9 protein-coding genes and 1 tRNA gene are annotated in these 17,884 nt (G+C 69.8%); 2 read left to right on the forward strand and 8 right to left on the reverse strand.

The genetic code is table 11. The annotated features are described in order from the left end of the window. Nucleotides 1–60: 60 nt before the first annotated feature. From IE269_RS14435 to IE269_RS14465, 7 genes are all read right to left on the reverse strand, one after another. Entirely contained in the window at nt 61–597 is a 537-nt protein-coding gene (locus tag IE269_RS14435; RefSeq protein WP_229897642.1) for a CinA family protein, read from the reverse strand. Continuing rightward, entirely contained in the window at nt 594–1,265 is a 672-nt protein-coding gene (gene pgsA / locus IE269_RS14440; protein ID WP_189823281.1) for a CDP-diacylglycerol--glycerol-3-phosphate 3-phosphatidyltransferase, read from the reverse strand. The genes IE269_RS14435 and pgsA overlap by 4 nt, the downstream gene beginning before the upstream one ends. After that, complete coding sequence (gene rimO / locus IE269_RS14445) at nt 1,262–2,758, reverse strand: 30S ribosomal protein S12 methylthiotransferase RimO (protein ID WP_189823282.1); 1,497 nt, start codon at nt 2,756–2,758, stop codon at nt 1,262–1,264. Before rimO ends, pgsA begins: the two co-directional genes overlap by 4 nt. 158 nt (nt 2,759–2,916) lie before the next feature. Further along, a complete protein-coding gene (locus tag IE269_RS14450) occupies nt 2,917–3,759 on the reverse strand; it encodes a helix-turn-helix domain-containing protein (protein ID WP_189823283.1) in 843 nt (280 codons plus the stop codon). Between the two features lie 296 nt (nt 3,760–4,055). Next, a complete protein-coding gene (locus IE269_RS14455) occupies nt 4,056–6,926 on the reverse strand; it encodes a DNA translocase FtsK (RefSeq protein WP_189823284.1) in 2,871 nt (956 codons plus the stop codon). A gap of 195 nt (nt 6,927–7,121) precedes the next feature. After that, on the reverse strand, nt 7,122–7,805 hold the full coding sequence (locus IE269_RS14460) for a response regulator (RefSeq protein WP_189823285.1): 684 nt from the start codon (nt 7,803–7,805) through the stop codon (nt 7,122–7,124). Between the two features lie 286 nt (nt 7,806–8,091). Beyond that, entirely contained in the window at nt 8,092–13,641 is a 5,550-nt protein-coding gene (locus tag IE269_RS14465; protein WP_189823286.1) for a HAMP domain-containing protein, read from the reverse strand. A gap of 285 nt (nt 13,642–13,926) precedes the next feature. On the opposite strand from IE269_RS14465, the gene IE269_RS14470 reads away from it, so the two are divergent. Further along, entirely contained in the window at nt 13,927–16,566 is a 2,640-nt protein-coding gene (locus tag IE269_RS14470) for a SpoIIE family protein phosphatase (RefSeq protein WP_308436944.1), read from the forward strand. Between the two features lie 114 nt (nt 16,567–16,680). Here the strand turns inward: IE269_RS14470 and IE269_RS14475 are convergent. Continuing rightward, nucleotides 16,681–16,753, reverse strand: a tRNA-Thr gene (locus IE269_RS14475). A 119-nt stretch (nt 16,754–16,872) separates the two neighbouring features. Between IE269_RS14475 and IE269_RS14480 the strand changes: the two genes are divergently transcribed. Beyond that, entirely contained in the window at nt 16,873–17,796 is a 924-nt protein-coding gene (locus IE269_RS14480) for an extracellular catalytic domain type 1 short-chain-length polyhydroxyalkanoate depolymerase (protein ID WP_229897644.1), read from the forward strand. Nucleotides 17,797–17,884 lie beyond the last annotated feature (88 nt).

The raw sequence follows: 17,884 nt of genomic DNA on the forward strand, positions 1-17,884 counted from the left end.
TACCGCCTCGCGGTGCAGCCGTGCGGGGAGCTATGTCGTGTTCACTCAGGGCTGCAAACATCAGATCCCCCCGTTGTGTTCCGTATCCTGTGCCCGCACATTCTCGACCAGTTCACCGGAGAGCAGCTCGAAAGCGGCCCGCACACTCTCTCTACGAATGTCCGATCGGCTGCCGTTCAACCCAAGCGGGGCCACTTTCCGCCTCCCGTCCGGACCCGCGACGGCCACGAAAACCGTGCCCACGGGCTGTCCGTCCTGGGGATCGGGCCCCGCAACGCCGGTCGTGGAGATCCCCCAGTCGGCCCCGAGCACCCGCCGTACGCCTGCCGCCATCTGCCGCGCGACCTCGGCGTCGACCGCGCCGCGCTCCTGCAGGAGATCCCCGGCAACCCCGAGGACGTCCCGCTTCAGCTCGGTCGCGTACGCCGTCACCGAGCCCCGGAAGACCTTCGAGGCCCCGGGCACGCCGGTCAGCTCCGCGGCCACCAAACCGCCGGTCAGCGACTCCGCCACCGCGAGGGTCTCCCCCCGCTCGGCCAGCGCCGCCAGCACCTCGGCAGCAGCAGAGGACGGCACCGCGTCGGCCGGGGACGTCACGCGGAGCGCTCCGCCGCCAGCCCGGCCCGCCGCAGCACGATCGCCTGCCGTACGTAGTCGAGACCGGTGACCACGGTGAGCACCACGGCCACCGCCATCACCCACCACCGGAAGGTCGCCAGCGGCCCGGTCAGCGCCAGCACGTACATGCCGACGGCCGTGCCCTGGGCGAGCGTCTTCATCTTGCCGCCGCGACTGGCCGGAATGACCCCGTGCCGGATCACCCAGAACCGCATCAGCGTGATCCCGAGCTCGCGGAAGAGGATGACGCCGGTCACCCACCAGGGCAGGTCCCCGAGACCCGACAGACAGATCAGCCCCGCCGCCATGATCGCCTTGTCGGCGATCGGGTCGGCGATCTTCCCGAAGTCCGTGACCAGGTTGTACGTACGCGCCAGATGACCGTCGAAGACGTCGGTGATCATGGCGACGGCGAACGCCGCCCAGGCCCATGCCCGCCAGATCGGGTCGTACCCGCCGTCGGCGAGCAGCAGGGCCACGAACCCCGGCACCAGCACCAGCCGGACCATCGTCAGGATGTTCGCGATGTTCCACAGACTGGCCTGATTCACGGCCACGGCCCCCAGCTTCCCGCCGGTCACCGGCCCACCGGGCACCGATGCAGCCCGGCCGGTACCACCCGTCGCGGACGCCGGGATTCCGCTCATCTGGCCGCCTCCTCAGGAACCTCGTCACTGGCACTCGGCAGTGGCTCGGCAATGAGGTCCACGCCCTCGGTACCGACCACCTTTGCCACGACCATACGACCGGGCGTCAACCCGTGGCCGGTCGTGAAGACCACCTGGCCGTCCGTCTCCGGCGCCTGGTGGGCCGCACGACCGATCGCGGGCTCGTCCTCGTCGTCAGGATCCACGGACTCGACCAGCACCTCCAGCGTCTCGCCGATCCGCTCCTCCGCCCGCTGGGCGGTGAGCTCCTCCGCGAGCCGGGAGATGTGCGCGAGGCGCGCGGCGATGGTGTCCTCGTCCAACTTGTTCTCGTACGTCAGGGCTTCCGTGCCCTCCTCGTCCGAGTAGCCGAACACGCCGATGGCGTCCAGGCGGGCCCCGGTGAGGAAGCGTTCCAGCTCGGCGAAGTCCTCCTCCGTCTCGCCGGGGAAGCCCACGATGAAGTTGGACCGCACGCCGGCCTGCGGGGCCTTGCTGCGGATGGTCTCCAGCAGCTCCCAGAACTGCTCGGTGGACCCGAAGCGGCGCATCGCGCGCAGCACCTTGGGCGCCGAGTGCTGGAAGGACAGGTCGAAGTACGGGGCGACCTTCGGCGTGGAGGTGAGCACGTCGATCAGGCCGGGCCGCATCTCGGCGGGCTGGAGGTAGCTGACGCGCACCCGCTCGATGCCGTCGACCTCCGCCAGCTCGGGCAGCAGGGTCTCCAGCAGGCGGATGTCGCCCAGGTCCTTGCCGTACGAGGTGTTGTTCTCGGAGACGAGCATGACCTCCTTGACGCCCTGCTCGGCCAGCCAGCGCGTCTCGCCCAGCACGTCGCTGGGACGGCGCGAGATGAAGGAGCCGCGGAAGGAGGGGATCGCGCAGAACGAGCAGCGCCGGTCGCAGCCGGAGGCCAGCTTCACCGAGGCCACCGGGCTGGTGCCCAGACGGCGGCGCAGCGGCGCACGCGGCCCGGAGACCGGGGCGACGCCGTCGGGCAGGTCCTCGGGCGCGGGAGTGACCTCCTGCGCGTGCCCCGGCAGCGAGACGTCGGCGGACTGCCGCTCGGCGGGGCTGATCGGCAGCAGCTTGCGCCGGTCGCGCGGGGTGTGCGCCTCGACGGAGCCACCGGCGAGGATGGTCTGGAGGCGGTTGGAGATGTCGGCGTAGTCGTCGAAACCGAGGACGCCGTCGGCCTCCGGCAGGGCCTCGGCGAGGTCCTTGCCGTACCGCTCGGCCATGCAGCCCACGGCGACCACGGCCTGGGTGCGGCCGTGGTCCTTCAGGTCATTGGCTTCGAGCAGGGCGTCGACGGAGTCCTTCTTGGCGGCTTCGACGAATCCGCAGGTGTTGACGACGGCGACGTCCGCGTCCGAGGCGTCCTCGACGAGGTCCCAGCCGTCCGCTGCCAAGCGGCCTGCCAGCTCCTCCGAGTCCACCTCGTTACGGGCGCAGCCAAGAGTGACAAGGGCGACAGTGCGGCGTTCGGGCATGGACTCAAGACTACTTCGTCCCGGCGCACACCCGGGCCTCGAGGGGGCCGACCGGCGCACCTCACGGAACTAGCCCTTCCGACCTGCGACGACGTACCGACCGTCATCGGATCGCCGCAGGTGGCAGGGGCAGCTGAAGATCAGTTACGAGGAGGGCCTCAGCCGACCTCGGGATCACCCTTCGTGTACGTGAGCCGCTCCACCTGGCCGGGGCTGAAGTCGTCCTCGACCTCCTTGCCGTTCACGAAGAGCTGCACGGCATCGGCGTCGCCGAGCACCAGGTCGAGCTTCTTCGGGTCGGTGAAGGTCTTGGAGTCGCCCTTGTTCAGGAAGCCGTCGAAGAGGAGCCGGCCGTTGGCGGCCCGGGCCGAGACCCAGCTCTTGGTGCCGGTCGCGACCATCTTGACCGTGACCCGGTCCTTCGGGGCGGCCGCGATGGCGCTGTCCGAGGGGGCGGGCGTCGGGTCGGTCCTGGGCGGGGCGGGCTTGATCGTCTTGTCGGGCTTGGGCTTCGGGGCGGGCGCGGTGGCGGTGGCGCCCTCGGCGACGCTGCGCGTCCCGCCGGTCTTGTCGTTGCCGCTGAACATCGTGAACCCGACGAAGCCGACCACCGCGACGATCGCGGCGACCATGGCGGCCGTCCAGTTGGGCCGTCGCGGCTCGGGACGGATCCGCTCCGCTTCGAACAGAGGCGCGGCGGGGGTCGGCGCGGGCCGTCCGCCGTGCTCCTCGTCGTACTGCGCGACGAGCGCGGAGGCGTCGAGTCCGACGGCGGTGGCGAGCGTGCGGATGTGGCCGCGGGCGTAGACGTCGCCGCCGCAGCGGGTGAAGTCGTCGGCCTCGATGGCGTGGACGATCGGAATGCGCACCCGGGTCGACGTACTGACTTCATCGACCGTCAGACCTGCGGCGATCCGGGCCTGCTGGAGGGCACGACCGATGGTGGGCCGGTCGTTTTCAGGGGAGTTGCCGGGAGAGTCCGGGGAGTTGCCGATGGACACGGGGGCGCCTTTCGAGCGTGAGCCACCTGCTGGAGGTTCAGTCTAGGGGGGTGACGAAAGGGTGGGGCAAGCGGGAGAGCCGTCTTTGTACGCCATCGGAACGGCGTTTTCGTACGCCGGCCCAGCGACCCGGCGCCCCGGAGGCACCACAGCGCCGTCCACGGTCCCACCGCTGACGGTCCATGACGCCTCCCTCCCCTCAACTGGACGTATCCACAAGGGAAACGGTTGCCTCCGAACTCGTACGAGTGACGATCATTCGCCCACTCGTACGCACCCGGGAAGCCGCGCACACCCTACGAAGGAGACTCTCCCCGGATCACGTCCAGTACGCCATCCAATTCGTCGGGCTTCACGAGGACGTCACGCGCCTTGGACCCCTCGCTCGGCCCCACGATGTTCCGCGACTCCATCAGGTCCATCAGCCGCCCCGCCTTCGCGAAGCCCACACGCAGCTTGCGCTGGAGCATGGACGTCGACCCGAACTGGGTGGAAACCACCAGCTCGGCGGCCTGGCACAGCAGGTCCAGGTCGTCGCCGATCTCCTCGTCGATCTCCTTCTTCTGCTTGGTGCCCACCACGACGTCGTCCCGGAAGACCGGCGCCATCTGGTCCTTGCAGTGCTGGACGATCGCCGCGACCTCGTCCTCGGTGACGAAGGCGCCCTGCATACGGGTCGGCTTGTTGGCCCCCATCGGCAGGAACAGCCCGTCGCCCTTGCCGATCAGCTTCTCGGCGCCCGGCTGGTCGAGGATGACCCGGCTGTCGGCGAGCGAGGAGGTGGCGAAGGCGAGCCGGGAGGGCACGTTCGCCTTGATCAGACCGGTGACGACGTCCACCGAGGGCCGCTGCGTGGCGAGCACCAGGTGAATGCCGGCCGCACGGGCCAACTGGGTGATGCGGACGATCGAGTCCTCGACGTCCCTCGGCGCGACCATCATCAGGTCCGCCAGCTCGTCGACGATCACCAGCAGATACGGATACGCCTGGAGCTCGCGCTCACTGCCCTCCGGCGTCTTGAGCTTCCCCGAGCGCACGGCCGCGTTGAAGTCGTCGATGTGCCGGTACCCGAAGGCCGCGAGGTCGTCGTACCGCAGGTCCATCTCCCGCACGACCCACTGGAGCGCCTCGGCGGCCCGCTTGGGGTTGGTGATGATCGGGGTGATCAGGTGCGGGATGCCCTCGTACGCGGTCAGCTCGACGCGCTTGGGGTCCACCAGGACCATCCGTACGTCCTCGGGCGTGGCCCGGACCATGATCGAGGTGATCAGGCAGTTGATGCAGGACGACTTTCCGGAACCGGTCGCACCGGCCACCAGCACGTGCGGCATCTTCGCCAGGTTGGCCATCTCGTAGCCGCCCTCGACGTTCTTGCCGAGCGCCACCAGCATCGGGTGGTCGTCCTCGGCGGCGTCCGCGAGGCGCAGCACGTCACCGAGGTTGACCATCTCGCGGTCGCTGTTGGGGATCTCGATGCCGACGGCGGACTTGCCGGGGATCGGCGAGATGATCCGCACGTCCGGGGAGGCGACCGCGTACGCGATGTTCTTGGTCAGCGCCGTGATCTTCTCGACCTTCACCGCCGGGCCGAGCTCGACCTCGTACCGGGTGACCGTCGGGCCGCGCGTGAAGCCGGTGACGGCGGCGTCGACCTTGAACTCCATGAAGACGTTCGACAGCGATTCCACGACCGCGTCGTTGGCCGCGCTGCGCGTCTTGCCGGGTCCGCCGCGCTCCAGCAGGTCCAGGGAGGGCAGCGAGTACGTGATGTCGCCGCGCAGCTGGAGCTGCTCGGCCCGCGCCGGGAGCAGCGTGGGCTCCTTCGGCGGCTCCTTGGTGAGGTCGGCGACCTTCGGCGGGGCGGCCCCGGCCGGACGGCTGGGTTCCGGCGTCGGCGCGGGGGCGGCGGGTGCCGCGGGCGCGGCGGGCCGCACGGGTCCCGACGGCGACTTCGCGGCCTCCCTCGCGGGCGGCACGGACGAGGTCCGCTCCGGCTCCTGGGAGACGCCCTGGGTGAGGTCCGCGACGATCGGCGACGGCGGCAGCCCGTTCATCACCGCGCCGTCCAGCGCGGCCGCCGCCGCTGCCGCCACGTCGACCGCGTCCAGCGGCCTGGCGTACGGAGACGGCTGTACGGACTGGGTCCTGCGGGGCCTCCTGCGCCGCCCCAGGGCCTCTTCCTCGGCCGCGTCGGGGTCGTACTCCAGCGCCTCGCCCCGGCGCGCGGAGGCGCCGCGTGCGCCGGCGGGAAGCGCCTCGCGCCACTGCGCGTCGTCCTCTGCGTATCGCTCGTCGTCGTCTGCAAAGATTTCCTGGGCGGCAAGCTCCTCCGGCCGCGGCTCGATGATCCCGAGCCGGATGCCGAGCTGCCGCAGCCGTCGCGGAATCGCGTTGACCGGCGTCGCCGTCACCACCAGCAGCCCGAAGAGCGTCAGGAGCAGCAGCAGCGGTACGGCCAGCACCTCGCCCATCGTGAAGGTCAGCGGCACCGAAGCCGCCCAGCCGATCAGCCCGCCCGCGTCCTGCATGGCCTCGGCCCCGTCGCCGCGCCCCGGCGAGCCGCACGCGATGTGCACCTGCCCGAGTACGCCGATGACCAGTGCGGAGAGCCCGATGACGATGCGCCCGTTGGCCTCCGGCCGCTCCGGATGCATGATCAGCCGGATGCCGATCGCGCCCAGCAGCAACGGCACCAGCAGGTCGAGCCGCCCGAAGGCGCCGGTGACCAGCATCTTCACCAGGTCGCCGACCGGCCCGCGCAGATGCGCCCAGGTCCCGGCCGCGACGATCAGCGCGAGCCCAAGCAGCAGGAGCGCGAGGCCGTCCTTGCGGTGCGCCGGGTCGAGCCCCTTCGCGCCCCGCCCTATGCCGCGGAACATCGCGCCGACGCCGTGCGCCAGACCCAGGTAGGCGCCGCGCGCCACCTTGTAGACGCCCCCGGTGGGGGACGGCGCGGGCTTCGGCGCGGGACGCGCCGCCTTCTTGGCGGGCGCCTTCTTCGCCGGAGCCTTCCTGGCGGCGGGCTTGGACGCGGTCTTCTTGGCGGGCGGTTTCGCCGCGGCCTTCGCGGGTGCCACCTTCTTCGCAGCGCCCGGCGTACGACCGGCGCGCGGCTTGGCGGTGCCCGTCGTGCCCTGGGAACCCTTGCCGGACGTACGTGAGGCCATGGGGCAAGAGGTTACCCGGGGAGACGCGTGCGGGCAGGAGCGCCTGCGGCTTCACCCGACCGTGTCGCCCTTCGCGGTCAGCGGAATTGACGCCCCGTCGGCCCTGCGGCCCCACGCGAAAGCCCGGCCCCTGACGTCACGTCAGGCACCGGGCTCACCATGGGTCAGCTCCCGGAAAACCCTCCCCGGGAACCGTCAGTTCTGCGAAGGCAACGTCCCCGTGCCCCCGCCGGTCCCCGGCTCCAGCGCGTCGAGCGCCCGGCGCAGCCCCGTGAGCTTGCGCTCCAGGTGCGCGGCCGTGGCGACCGCCGCCGCGTCCGCGGACTCGTCGTCGAGCTGCTTGGAGAGCGCCTCCGCCTGCTCCTCGACCGCCGCGAGCCGCGCGGACAGTTCGGCGAGCAGCCCGGCGGGCTCCTTCACCGCTCCCGCGTCCGCCCGGTTCGTACCCTCCAGCTGGAGGCGCAGCAGTGCCGCCTGCTCCCGCAGCTGACAGTTCTTCATGTACAGCTCGACGAAGACCGACACCTTGGCGCGGAGCACCCAGGGGTCGAACGGCTTCGAGATGTAGTCCACCGCGCCGGCCGCATACCCCCGGAAGGTGTGATGCGGACCGTGGTTGATCGCGGTGAGGAAGATGATCGGGATGTCCCTCGTCCGCTCCCGCCGCTTGATGTGCGCGGCGGTCTCGAATCCGTCCATGCCCGGCATCTGCACGTCCAGCAGGATGACCGCGAAGTCATCGGTAAGCAGTGCTTTGAGCGCTTCCTCCCCTGACGATGCCCGCACCAGTGTCTGATCGAGCGCGGAGAGAATGGCCTCCAGCGCCAACAGATTCTCCGGCCGGTCATCGACCAGGAGGATCTTGGCCTTCTGCACCATGGCCCGTCCTCCTCGCCCCGGCAGTGCACCGGGCGCCGCCCCGGAGGACGACTCCCTTGCGTCGCCCGTCCTTGTGCCGGTCATGGTAGCCGTACCCTGCCGGTCGCCACACCCTGTCACCGCGATGTCACTGTGCACGTAGCCAAAACGCATCGGGAGACCGATAGGTTCCCCGATTCCCGCGCTCTCACACGCCGTCGGCCACAGTCAGTCAACACGACTGCCCGCGGCCGACCGCGACATGGACCACCGTACGGTCATATGCGCCTCCGCACGGCGTCGGGGCTCACCCTTCCCCGCGCATCCACTGTTCCATCACACCGAGCAGATGATCCGGGTCCACCGGCTTCGTCACGTAGTCCGAAGCGCCCGAGTCGATCGCCTTCTCCCGGTCGCCCTTCATCGCCTTCGCGGTGAGCGCGATGATCGGCAGCCCGGCGAACTGCGGCATCCTGCGGATCGCCGTCGTCGTCGCGTAGCCGTCCATCTCCGGCATCATGATGTCCATCAGCACGACCGTCACATCGTCGTGCTGCTCCAGGACTTCGATGCCCTCGCGCCCGTTCTCCGCGTACAGCACCGAAAGGCCGTGCTGCTCCAGGACGCTCGTCAGCGCGAAGACGTTGCGGATGTCGTCGTCGACGATGAGCACCTTCTCGCCGGAGAAGCCGAAGGTCCGCCGCTCCTCCGGCGCACTCTCCTGACCGCCCTGCTGCCCCGCCCACGGCTCCTGCGGCGTACTGCCGCTCGGGGCCGGCGTCGGCTGGCCGGGCAGCGCGGGCCGCTCCTCGGCCTGCCCGATCGCCTTGCGCCGCCGCCGGAACAGCCCGGCCGAACCCGTCTGCGGTTCGTTGCGCACGACTCCCAGGTGGTACGGGGGCGCAGCCGCGTCCGGTGTCCTGGGGCCTTCCTGCGGCTGCGTCCTGCGCGGCAGTTCGAGGCCGCCGGGGCTCAGCTGCGGGTAGCCCTGCGGGGGCAGCTCGCTGGGGTGCAGCGGCAGGTACAGGGTGAACGTCGAGCCGCGGCCGGGCTCGCTCGCCGCGTGGATCTCGCCGCCGAGCAGGCGGGCGATCTCGCGGCTGATGGACAGGCCGAGGCCGGTACCGCCGTATTTCCTGCTGGTCGTCCCGTCGGCCTGCTTGAACGCCTCGAAGATGACCCGCATCTTGCTGGCCGCGATGCCGATGCCGGTGTCGGTGACCGAGAAGGCGATCAGGTCGCCATCGGAGTCCCGCAGCGATCCGGCTTCGAGCAGCTGCTCGCGGATCTCGTGCGGAACGTCCGCGTTGGCGGGCCGGATCACCAGCTCGACAGCGCCGGAGTCGGTGAACTTCACCGCGTTGGAGAGCAGGTTGCGCAGCACCTGGAGGAGGCGCTGCTCGTCGGTGTGCAGGGTGGCGGGCAGCTCCGGGGAGACCCGCACCGAGAAGTCGAGGCCCTTCTCCGCGGTGAGCGGCCGGAAGGTGGCCTCCACGTAGTCGACGAGCTGGACCAGTGCGATCCGGGTCGGCGAGACGTCCATCTTGCCCGCCTCGACCTTGGACAGGTCGAGGATGTCGTTGATCAGCTGAAGCAGGTCGGAACCGGCCCCGTGGATGGTCTCGGCGAACTCGACCTGCTTCGGGGAGAGGTTCCCGTCGGCGTTGTCGGCGAGCAGCTTGGCCAGGATCAGCAGCGAGTTGAGCGGTGTGCGCAGCTCGTGCGACATGTTCGCCAGGAACTCCGACTTGTACCGCATGGAGACGGCCAACTGCTCGGCGCGCTCCTCCAGGACCTGCCGGGCCTCCTCGATCTCGGTGTTCTTCACCTCGATGTCGCGGTTCTGCCTCGCCAGCAGCTCGGCCTTCTCCTCCAGTTCGGCGTTGGACTCCTGGAGGGCCTTCTGCCGGTTCTCCAACTCCTCGGAGCGCTCCCGCAGTTGCTCGGTCAGCTCCTGCGACTGCTCAAGGAGCACCTCGGTCTTCGTATTGACGCTGATGGTGTTGACGCTGGTCGCGATCAAGTCGGCGATCTGGTTCAGGAAGTCCTTCTGGATCTGCGTGAACGGCTGGAACGACGCCAGCTCGATGACACCCAGCACCTGCCCCTCGAAGAGCACCGGCAGCACGATCACATGCGCCGGCGGAGCCTCCCCGAGCCCCGAGGCGATCTTCAGATACCCCTCCGGCGGCGTGAACTGGATGGTCCGCTTCTCCTCGGCGGCCGTGCCGATCAGGGTCTCCCCCGGCCGGAACACCGTCGGCATGGCCCCCTTCGCGTAGCCGTAACTCCCGCGCATCCGCAGTTCGTACGGGCTGTCCGCGTCGGCACCGACCTCGGCGCCCGTCCCGACCGTCCCCGAGGGCAGCGCCAGGAAGAACGCACCCTGCTGCGCAGAGACGACCGGCGTCAGCTCGCTCATGATCAGCGAGGCGACGTCGTCGAGGTCCCGACGGCCCTGCATCAGACCGGAGATGCGGGCCAGGTTGCCCTTGAGCCAGTCCTGCTCCTCGTTGGCGAGGGTGGTGTCGCGCAGGTTGGAGATCATCGTGTTGATGTTGTCCTGGAGCTCCTGGATCTCTCCGGCCGCATCCACGTCGATCTTCAGGTTGAGGTCGCCGCGGGTCACCGCGGTGGCGACCTTCGCCATGGCCCGCACCTGACGGGTCAGGTTCCCGGCCATCTCGTTCACCGACTGGGTGAGGTCGCGCCACGTGCCGTCGACGTCCCGCACCCGGGCCTGACCGCCCAACTGCCCGTCGGTGCCCACCTCGCGGGCCACCCGCGTGACCTGGTCGGCGAACGACGACAGCTGGTCGACCATCGTGTTGATGGTGTCCTTGAGGTCCTGGATCTCGCCGCGCGCATCGATGTCGATCTTCTTGGTGAGATCGCCCTTCGCGATGGCGGTCGTCACGGTCGCGATCTGCCGCACCTGACCGGTCAGGTTGGACGCCATCGAGTTCACCGACTCGGTGAGGTCCTTCCACGTACCCGCGACACCGGGAACGCGCGCCTGGCCGCCCAGTTCGCCCTGCGTGCCCACCTCACGGGCCACCCGGGTCACCTCGTCGGCGAACGACGACAGCGTCGTCACCATGGTGTTGACGGTGTCGGCCAGCTCGGCGACCTCGCCGCGGGCCTCGACGGTGACCTTCTTCGTCAGGTCGCCGTTGGCGACGGCGGACGACACCCGGGAGATGTTCCGCACCTGCGACGTCAGGTTGTTGGCCATCGTATTGACGTTGTCGCTGAGGTCCTTCCAGATGCCGGTGACCCCGCGCACCCTGGCCTGACCACCGAGAATGCCCTCGGTACCCACCTCGCGGGCGACTCGCGTCACCTCGTCGGCGAAGTTGGAGAGCTGGTCGACCATCGTGTTCACGGTCGTGACGAGATCGAGGATCTCGCCCTTGGCGTCGACGGTGATCTTCTTCGACAGGTCGCCCTTGGCCACGGCGGTCGTGACCTCGGCGATGTTGCGCACCTGCGAGGTCAGGTTGTTGGCCATGAAGTTGACGGACTGGGTGAGGTCCTTCCACGTACCGCTGACGCCCTGCACCTCGGCCTGACCGCCGAGCATGCCCTCGGTGCCCACCTCGCGGGCCACCCGCGTCACCTGCTCCGCGAAGTTCGAGAGCTGGTCGACCATGGTGTTGAGGGTGTTCTTCAGCTCCAGGATCTCGCCGCGCGCATCCACGTCGATCTTCTGCGACAGGTCACCGCGCGCGACCGCCGTGGCGACCTGCGCGATGTTGCGCACCTGGGCGGTGAGGTTCCCGGCCATGCCGTTCACCGAGTCGGTCAGGTCCCGCCACACACCGGCGACACCGGGCACCTGCGCCTGCCCGCCGAGCCGTCCTTCCGTACCCACCTCGCGCGCGACCCGGGTCACCTGGTCCGCGAACGCGGACAGCTGATCGACCATCGTGTTGATGGTGTTCTTCAACTCCAGGATCTCGCCGCGCGCATCCACGTCGATCTTCTGCGACAGGTCGCCCTGCGCCACTGCCGTCGTGACCTGGGCGATCTGACGGACCTGGGAGGTCAGGTTCCCGGCCATGAAGTTGACGGAGTCGGTGAGCTCCTTCCACGTACCGCTGACGCCGTCGACGCGCGCCTGCCCGCCGAGCCGCCCCTCCGTACCCACGTCCCGCGCCATCCGCGTGACCTGGTCGGCGAACGCGGACAGCTGGTCGACCATCGTGTTGACGGTGACCTTGAGCTCCAGCATCTCGCCGGACACGTCGACGGTGACCTTCTGCGACAGGTCACCATTGGCGACCGCCGTCGTCACCTGCGCGATGTTCCGCACCTGCCCGGTGAGGTTGCGGAAGGCGGTGTTGACCGAATCCGTGAGGTCCTTCCACGTCCCCGCCGCCCCCGGCACCTGCGCCTGCCCGCCCAACTGCCCCTCGACACCGACCTCGCGGGCCACCCGCGTCACCTCGGAGCCGAACGCCTGGAGCTGCTCCACCATCGTGTTGACGGTGTTCTTCAGCTCCAGCATCTCGCCGGACACGTCGACGGTGACCTTCTGCGACATGTCGCCGTTGGCGACCGCCGTCGTCACCTGCGCAATGTTGCGCACCTGGTCCGTGAGGTTGCGAAAGGCGGTGTTCACGGAATCCGTGAGGTCCTTCCACGTCCCCGCCGCCCCCGGCACCTGCGCCTGCCCGCCGAGCAGCCCCTCCCCGCCGACCTCGCTCGCCACCCGCGTCACTTCGTCCGCGAACGTACGCANCGCCACCCGCGTCACTTCGTCCGCGAACGTACGCAGCGTCTCCGTCATCTGGTTGATCGTCTCGGCGAGCTGCGCGACCTCGCCGCGCGCGTTCACCGTGACCTTCCGCGACAGGTCACCGCTCGCGACGGCCGTGGTCACCTCCGCGATCCCCCGCACCTGCGAGGTCAGGTTCCCCGCCATCAGGTTCACGGAGTCGGTGAGGTCCTTCCACACCCCCGCCACCCCGGGCACCTGCGCCTGCCCGCCCAGCTCGCCCTCGGTACCGACCTCGCGCGCGACCCGGGTCACCTCGGAGGAGAACGACGACAGCTGGTCCACCATCGTGTTCACGGTGTTCTTCAGCTGGAGCATCTCGCCGGCCACGTGCACCGTGACCTTGCGCGACAGATCACCCTTGGCGACCGCCGTCGTCACCAGCGCGATGTCACGCACCTGTGCCGTCAGCCGGTACGCCATCGTATTGACGGAGTCGGTGAGGTCCTTCCACGACCCGGACATCCCGCGCACCTGCGCCTGCCCGCCGAGCTTGCCCTCGGTACCGACCTCCAGCGCGACCCGCGTCACCTCGTCGGTGAACGCCGACAACTGGTCGACCAGGTTGTTGACCGTCCGCCCGACCTTGAGGAACTCCCCCCGCAACGGATGCCCGTTGCCGTCCTCGCGCGCCTGCGACCGCAGCTCCATCCGCTGCTCCAGGTCGCCCTCCGCGACCGCCGACAGCACCCGCCCGACCTCGGACACCGGTCGTACGAGGTCCTCCACCAGCGCGTTCGACGCGTCGATCGCCGCCGCCCAGGACCCCTCGCAGGCCCCGGTCTCCAGCCGCTCCGCGAGCTTGCCCTCCCGGCCGACCATGCGCCGTACCCGCGCCAGCTCGCCCGTCAGATGCAGGTTCCGATCGGCAACCTCGTTGAAAACAGCGGCGATCTCGGCCATCACCCCGTCGCCGGAGACCGTCAGCCGCTTCCTGAAGTTGCCGTCCCGCATCGACACCAAGGCCGCCAGCATGCGGTTCAGCGCAGCTGTGTCCACCTCGGTTGTCCCATTGCTCCGGGACCGTCCGCCTTTTGTGCGCGTGCTCTTGCCCCGCGCCGCCACGCCAGACTCCACCGTGTCCCTCCCGCAGGGATCGACCGTACTTCCCAGGTCTTCGCTGGAAGCTTTCCCAGTCTTCCACCTTGCCTCACCGCCATGTTCGACAGTCGATGCGTGACGCCCCCGGCGTCAAATCGTTGAAGCGTACAGTCACCGCACCGTTTCCTCCCTTACCGCGCACCGTCCGCGTACGTATCCGGGACGCAGTGGCACAACGCCGCGGCCGACCGTCTAGCCTGGCAAAGGCGAATCGAAGCCGCGAGAAACGGGCACAGGACTCGGGGAAGCGACGAACACCACATGGGGAGTGCTGTGATCACGGCGCGGGCGGCGGCCACTTTCGACCCGGTCGGACGGTCGGTGGCGACTGCCCGGGCGTTCGTACGCGACACCCTCCAGGGCTGGGGGCATTCCGAGCTGGTCGACGACGCGGTCGTCCTCACCAGCGAGCTCGTCACCAACGCCGTCGTCCACGCCGGCACCCAGGCCGACGTCCTGTGCCTGCGCACCGAGGAAGGCATCCGCGTCGAGGTCGGCGACCGCTACCCCGAGCGCGAGGTCCCCCTCCAGGGCACCGGCTTCAACCTCGGCGGCCCCGACCGCGAGGGCGGCCGCGGCCTCCTGCTCTGCGCGGCCCTCGCCTCCAAGTGGGGCGTCGAATACACCCCCACCCAGAAGCACGTCTGGTTCCAACTCGACCTCCCCCAGCGCCCCGTCGGCACCCGCGTCGCCGGCCCCGTCCTCCCCGACCAGCTGCTCCCCGTCGCCGACGGCCGCATCCGCGTCGCCGTCGTGCAGATAGACCGCAGCGGCGCCATCGCCTCCTGGAACGAGGACGCCCAGGACCTCTTCGGTTACGCCGCCGAGCAGGTCACCGGCAAGCCCCTCACCGACCTCACCGCCTGGCCGCAGACCCCCGGCATCGGCACGGGCATCGCCGAGGCCCTCCAGATGTCCCGCTGGGAGGGCAGCTACGGCATCCGCGGCGCGGACGGCCGCGTGATCCCCGTGTACGCCTCCCACCTGCGCGTACGCGACAACGAGGGCGAGCCCTCCACCATCTGCCTCCTGGTGCGGGAAGTGGAGCGCGCCGTCCTCCAGACCCCCCAGCGCACCGCGGCCGCCGACCCGGCGGGCGGCTCCCTCGCCGAGGGCCGGGCCACCGACCCCTTCGAGGTCTTCATCGGCTCCCCCGCCCCCGACGACCTCGACGGCCTCCTCCAGCGCACCGTCGAACGCGCCCGCGACATGCTCGACGCCGACTCCGCGTTCCTCCTCCTGGCCACCGACGACGAAACGGAACTGGAGGTACGGGCCACCACGGGCCTGCCCTCCGCCCGCCAGCGCTTCGCCCGCGTCCCCGTCGAGGCCGGCACCGGCAGATACGGCTCCGCCCGCATGCCCGCCGTCCACGAGGACCTGATCGCCGTCCCCGGCGCCGTACCCCTCCTGGGCGGCACCGGCATGCGCTCCGTCGTCACTGTCCCCCTCAAGGTCGAGGGCCGCCTCACCGGCTCCCTCGGCGTCGCCGCCGAGGCCCCGAACCGCTACACCAACGAAGAGGCCCTGCGCCTCCAGTTCGCCGCCGACCGCATCGCGCTCGCCGTCGAGTCCGCCCGCCTCGGCGAACTCGAACGCCTCCGCCGCGGCTCCCTCTCCTTCCTCGTCGAGGCCTCCGACCTCCTCGCCGGCACCCTCGACCGCGACCAGACCCTCGCCCTCATGGCGCAGATGACGGTCCCCACCCTCGCCACCTGGTGCGCCGTCTACACGATCGCCGACCAGGCCTCCGACCCGTACCTCTCCTACGTCCTGCACGAGGACGAGGAGCGCATCGACGGCCTCAAGGCCCTCCTCTCCCGGATCAGCCCGCCCGACCCGGTCCCCACCCCCGGCGCCCGCATCTGGAACGCCCCGGGCGAAGCCGCCCACCAGGCCGCCCTCCGCACCTCCATGCGCAGCCTCGGCCTCGGCTCCACCCCCCACCTGGGCTCCGGCATCGGCACCACCCTCGCGACGGCCGCAGCGGTCGGCGGCGAAACCGTGGTCCTCCCCCTCGTCGCCCGCAACCGCGTCATCGGCATGCTGACCCTCGGCAAGCCCACCGACGACCACTTCCGCCAGGAGATCCTCGAACTCGCCGAGGACCTCTCCCGCCGCGCCGCCCTCGCCCTGGACAACGCCCGCCTGTACTCGGAGCGCATGGCCATCAGCCAGTCCCTCCAGCGCAGCCTGCTCCCCCCGGAGCGCCCGAACGTCCCGGGCATGGAGGTCGAAGTGATCTACCGCGCCGCGGGCGAGGGCAACGAGGTCGGCGGCGACTTCTACGACATCTTCCCGATCCGCGACGGCGTCTACGGCTTCGCCATCGGCGACGTCTGCGGTACGGGCCCCCAGGCAGCGGCAGTCACCGGCCTCGCCCGCCACGCCCTGCGCCTGCTCGCCCGCGAGGGCTTCGGCGGCCCCGCCGTCCTGGAACGCCTCAACGCGGCCATCCTCGACGAGGGCGAACGCAGCCGTTTCCTGACCCTCCTCTACGGCGAGCTGTGGCCCCAGGAGGACGGCAGCTCCATCCTCAAACTGGTCTGCGCCGGCCACCCTCTCCCTCTGCGCCTCCGCCAGGACGGCACGGTCACCCCCGCCGCCGAACCCCAGCCCCTCCTCGGCGTCATGGAAGACCTCGAACTCTACGAGGAGACCATCACCCTCGACCCGGGCGACGTCCTCCTCTGCGTCACGGACGGCATCACCGAACGCCGCGAGGGAACCCGCATGCTCGGCGACGACGGCCTCGCCGAAGTCCTCGCCGGTTGTACGGGCCTGACCGCCGGCGCCATCGCCGCACGCGTCCTGCGCACCGTGGAACGCTTCGCCGCGGAGCCCGCCTCCGACGACATGGCCATCCTCGCGATGCGCGTCCCGGAACCCCTGAAGAACTGACGACCGCGCGGACTCCCCACCCCTCACCCGGAATTGGGGAGTCCGCCATCCCGCCGACGCTTCCACGCACAAGAAAGGCCCCCCGCCATCAGGCGGGGGGCCTTTCTCTTCCTGAGCCCCCATGCGGAATCGAACCGCAGACCTTCTCCTTACCATGGAGACGCTCTACCGACTGAGCTATAGGGGCCTCGTTGAGCTTCGCTGTCCTGCTCGGCTTCAACGAGATAGATCATACCCATAAAAAGTCAGAACTCCGAACCACCCATTCCTCTGGACCGCCGGGGTCGCCCCTGCCACGATGCGCGCATGCGGACCAGCCCCGGCACGGCCCTGCGCGTATCCCTCTGGACGGCCGGAGCAGCCGTCCTCCTGACCCTGACCGGCTGCGGTGGGAACGAGAAGCCGCCCCTGTCCAACAAGCCCGCCACGAAGCCTCCTTCGCCCGCACCCGCGCCCGAAGTGCCGCGTGCCGGCGACCAGAAGATCACCATGACCTGGAAGGGCCAGCAGCGCGTCTACCGCGTGCACGCCCCTCCCGGCTACTCCCCCTCGAAGCCCCTGCCTCTCGTGGTGGGCATGCACATGTACCCGGGCGACGGAGACCGGATCGCCGCCCTCAGCGGCCTCAACGCCAAGGCCGACACCAAGAACTTCCTCGTCGCCTACCCGGACGGCCTCAACAGCGGCTACAACGCCTTGATCTGCTGCGGAGCCGAGGACGACGTCGGTTTCATCAAGGCCGTGGTCCAGCGCCTCGTCACGACCTGGAAGGCAGATCCCGACCGGATCTACGCCACGGGCATCTCCAACGGCGCCGACATGTCCTTCAAGCTCGCCGTGGAAGCCCCTGGCGTCTTCGCCGCCGTGGCCCCGGTCAGCGGTGCCTTCTCGGGCAGCGCCACCAATGACGCTGCCTACATCCCCACGTCCCCCGTCTCCGTCATGACGTTCGTCGGCGGCCAGGACAGGGTCAAGCAGGTGGCCGACATGGGCATCGAGACCTGGCAGGAGCGCCTCAACTGCAAAACGAAGCCGCCTCAGAAGCTGAGGAACGGCATCACTCGGGTTGCGGCGAAGTGCAAGGACTCCTCCGACTTCGTCACGTACAACCTCCCGGAGATGGGCCATTTCTGGCCGGGAGCCACCGCCGGCACCATGGCCGACGAAGAGGCCGGAATCTCCGCCACCGACCTGATGTGGGACTTCTTCGCATCCCACCCCAAGAAATAGCGAAGACCCCCTGAACGCAGAAATGCCCCGTACCGGTAACCCGGTACGGGGCATTTCCACAATGATTGTTCGGCGGCGTCCTACTCTC

It is taken from the genome of Streptomyces spiroverticillatus, assembly GCA_014650415.1.
GTDB lineage: Bacteria > Actinomycetota > Actinomycetes > Streptomycetales > Streptomycetaceae > Streptomyces > Streptomyces spiroverticillatus.

What these genes read in the sequence shown, in the direction of transcription:
- pgsA (WP_189823281.1), bottom strand. Translation starts at nt 1,265, where the DNA reads ATGAGCGGAATCCCGGCGTCCGCGACGGGTGGTACCGGCCGGGCTGCA.
- IE269_RS14460 (WP_189823285.1), bottom strand. Translation starts at nt 7,805, where the DNA reads ATGGTGCAGAAGGCCAAGATCCTCCTGGTCGATGACCGGCCGGAGAAT.
- IE269_RS14470 (WP_308436944.1), top strand. Translation starts at nt 13,927, where the DNA reads ATGGGGAGTGCTGTGATCACGGCGCGGGCGGCGGCCACTTTCGACCCG.
- rimO (WP_189823282.1), bottom strand. Translation starts at nt 2,758, where the DNA reads ATGCCCGAACGCCGCACTGTCGCCCTTGTCACTCTTGGCTGCGCCCGT.
- IE269_RS14480 (WP_229897644.1), top strand. Translation starts at nt 16,873, where the DNA reads ATGCGGACCAGCCCCGGCACGGCCCTGCGCGTATCCCTCTGGACGGCC.
- IE269_RS14455 (WP_189823284.1), bottom strand. Translation starts at nt 6,926, where the DNA reads ATGGCCTCACGTACGTCCGGCAAGGGTTCCCAGGGCACGACGGGCACC.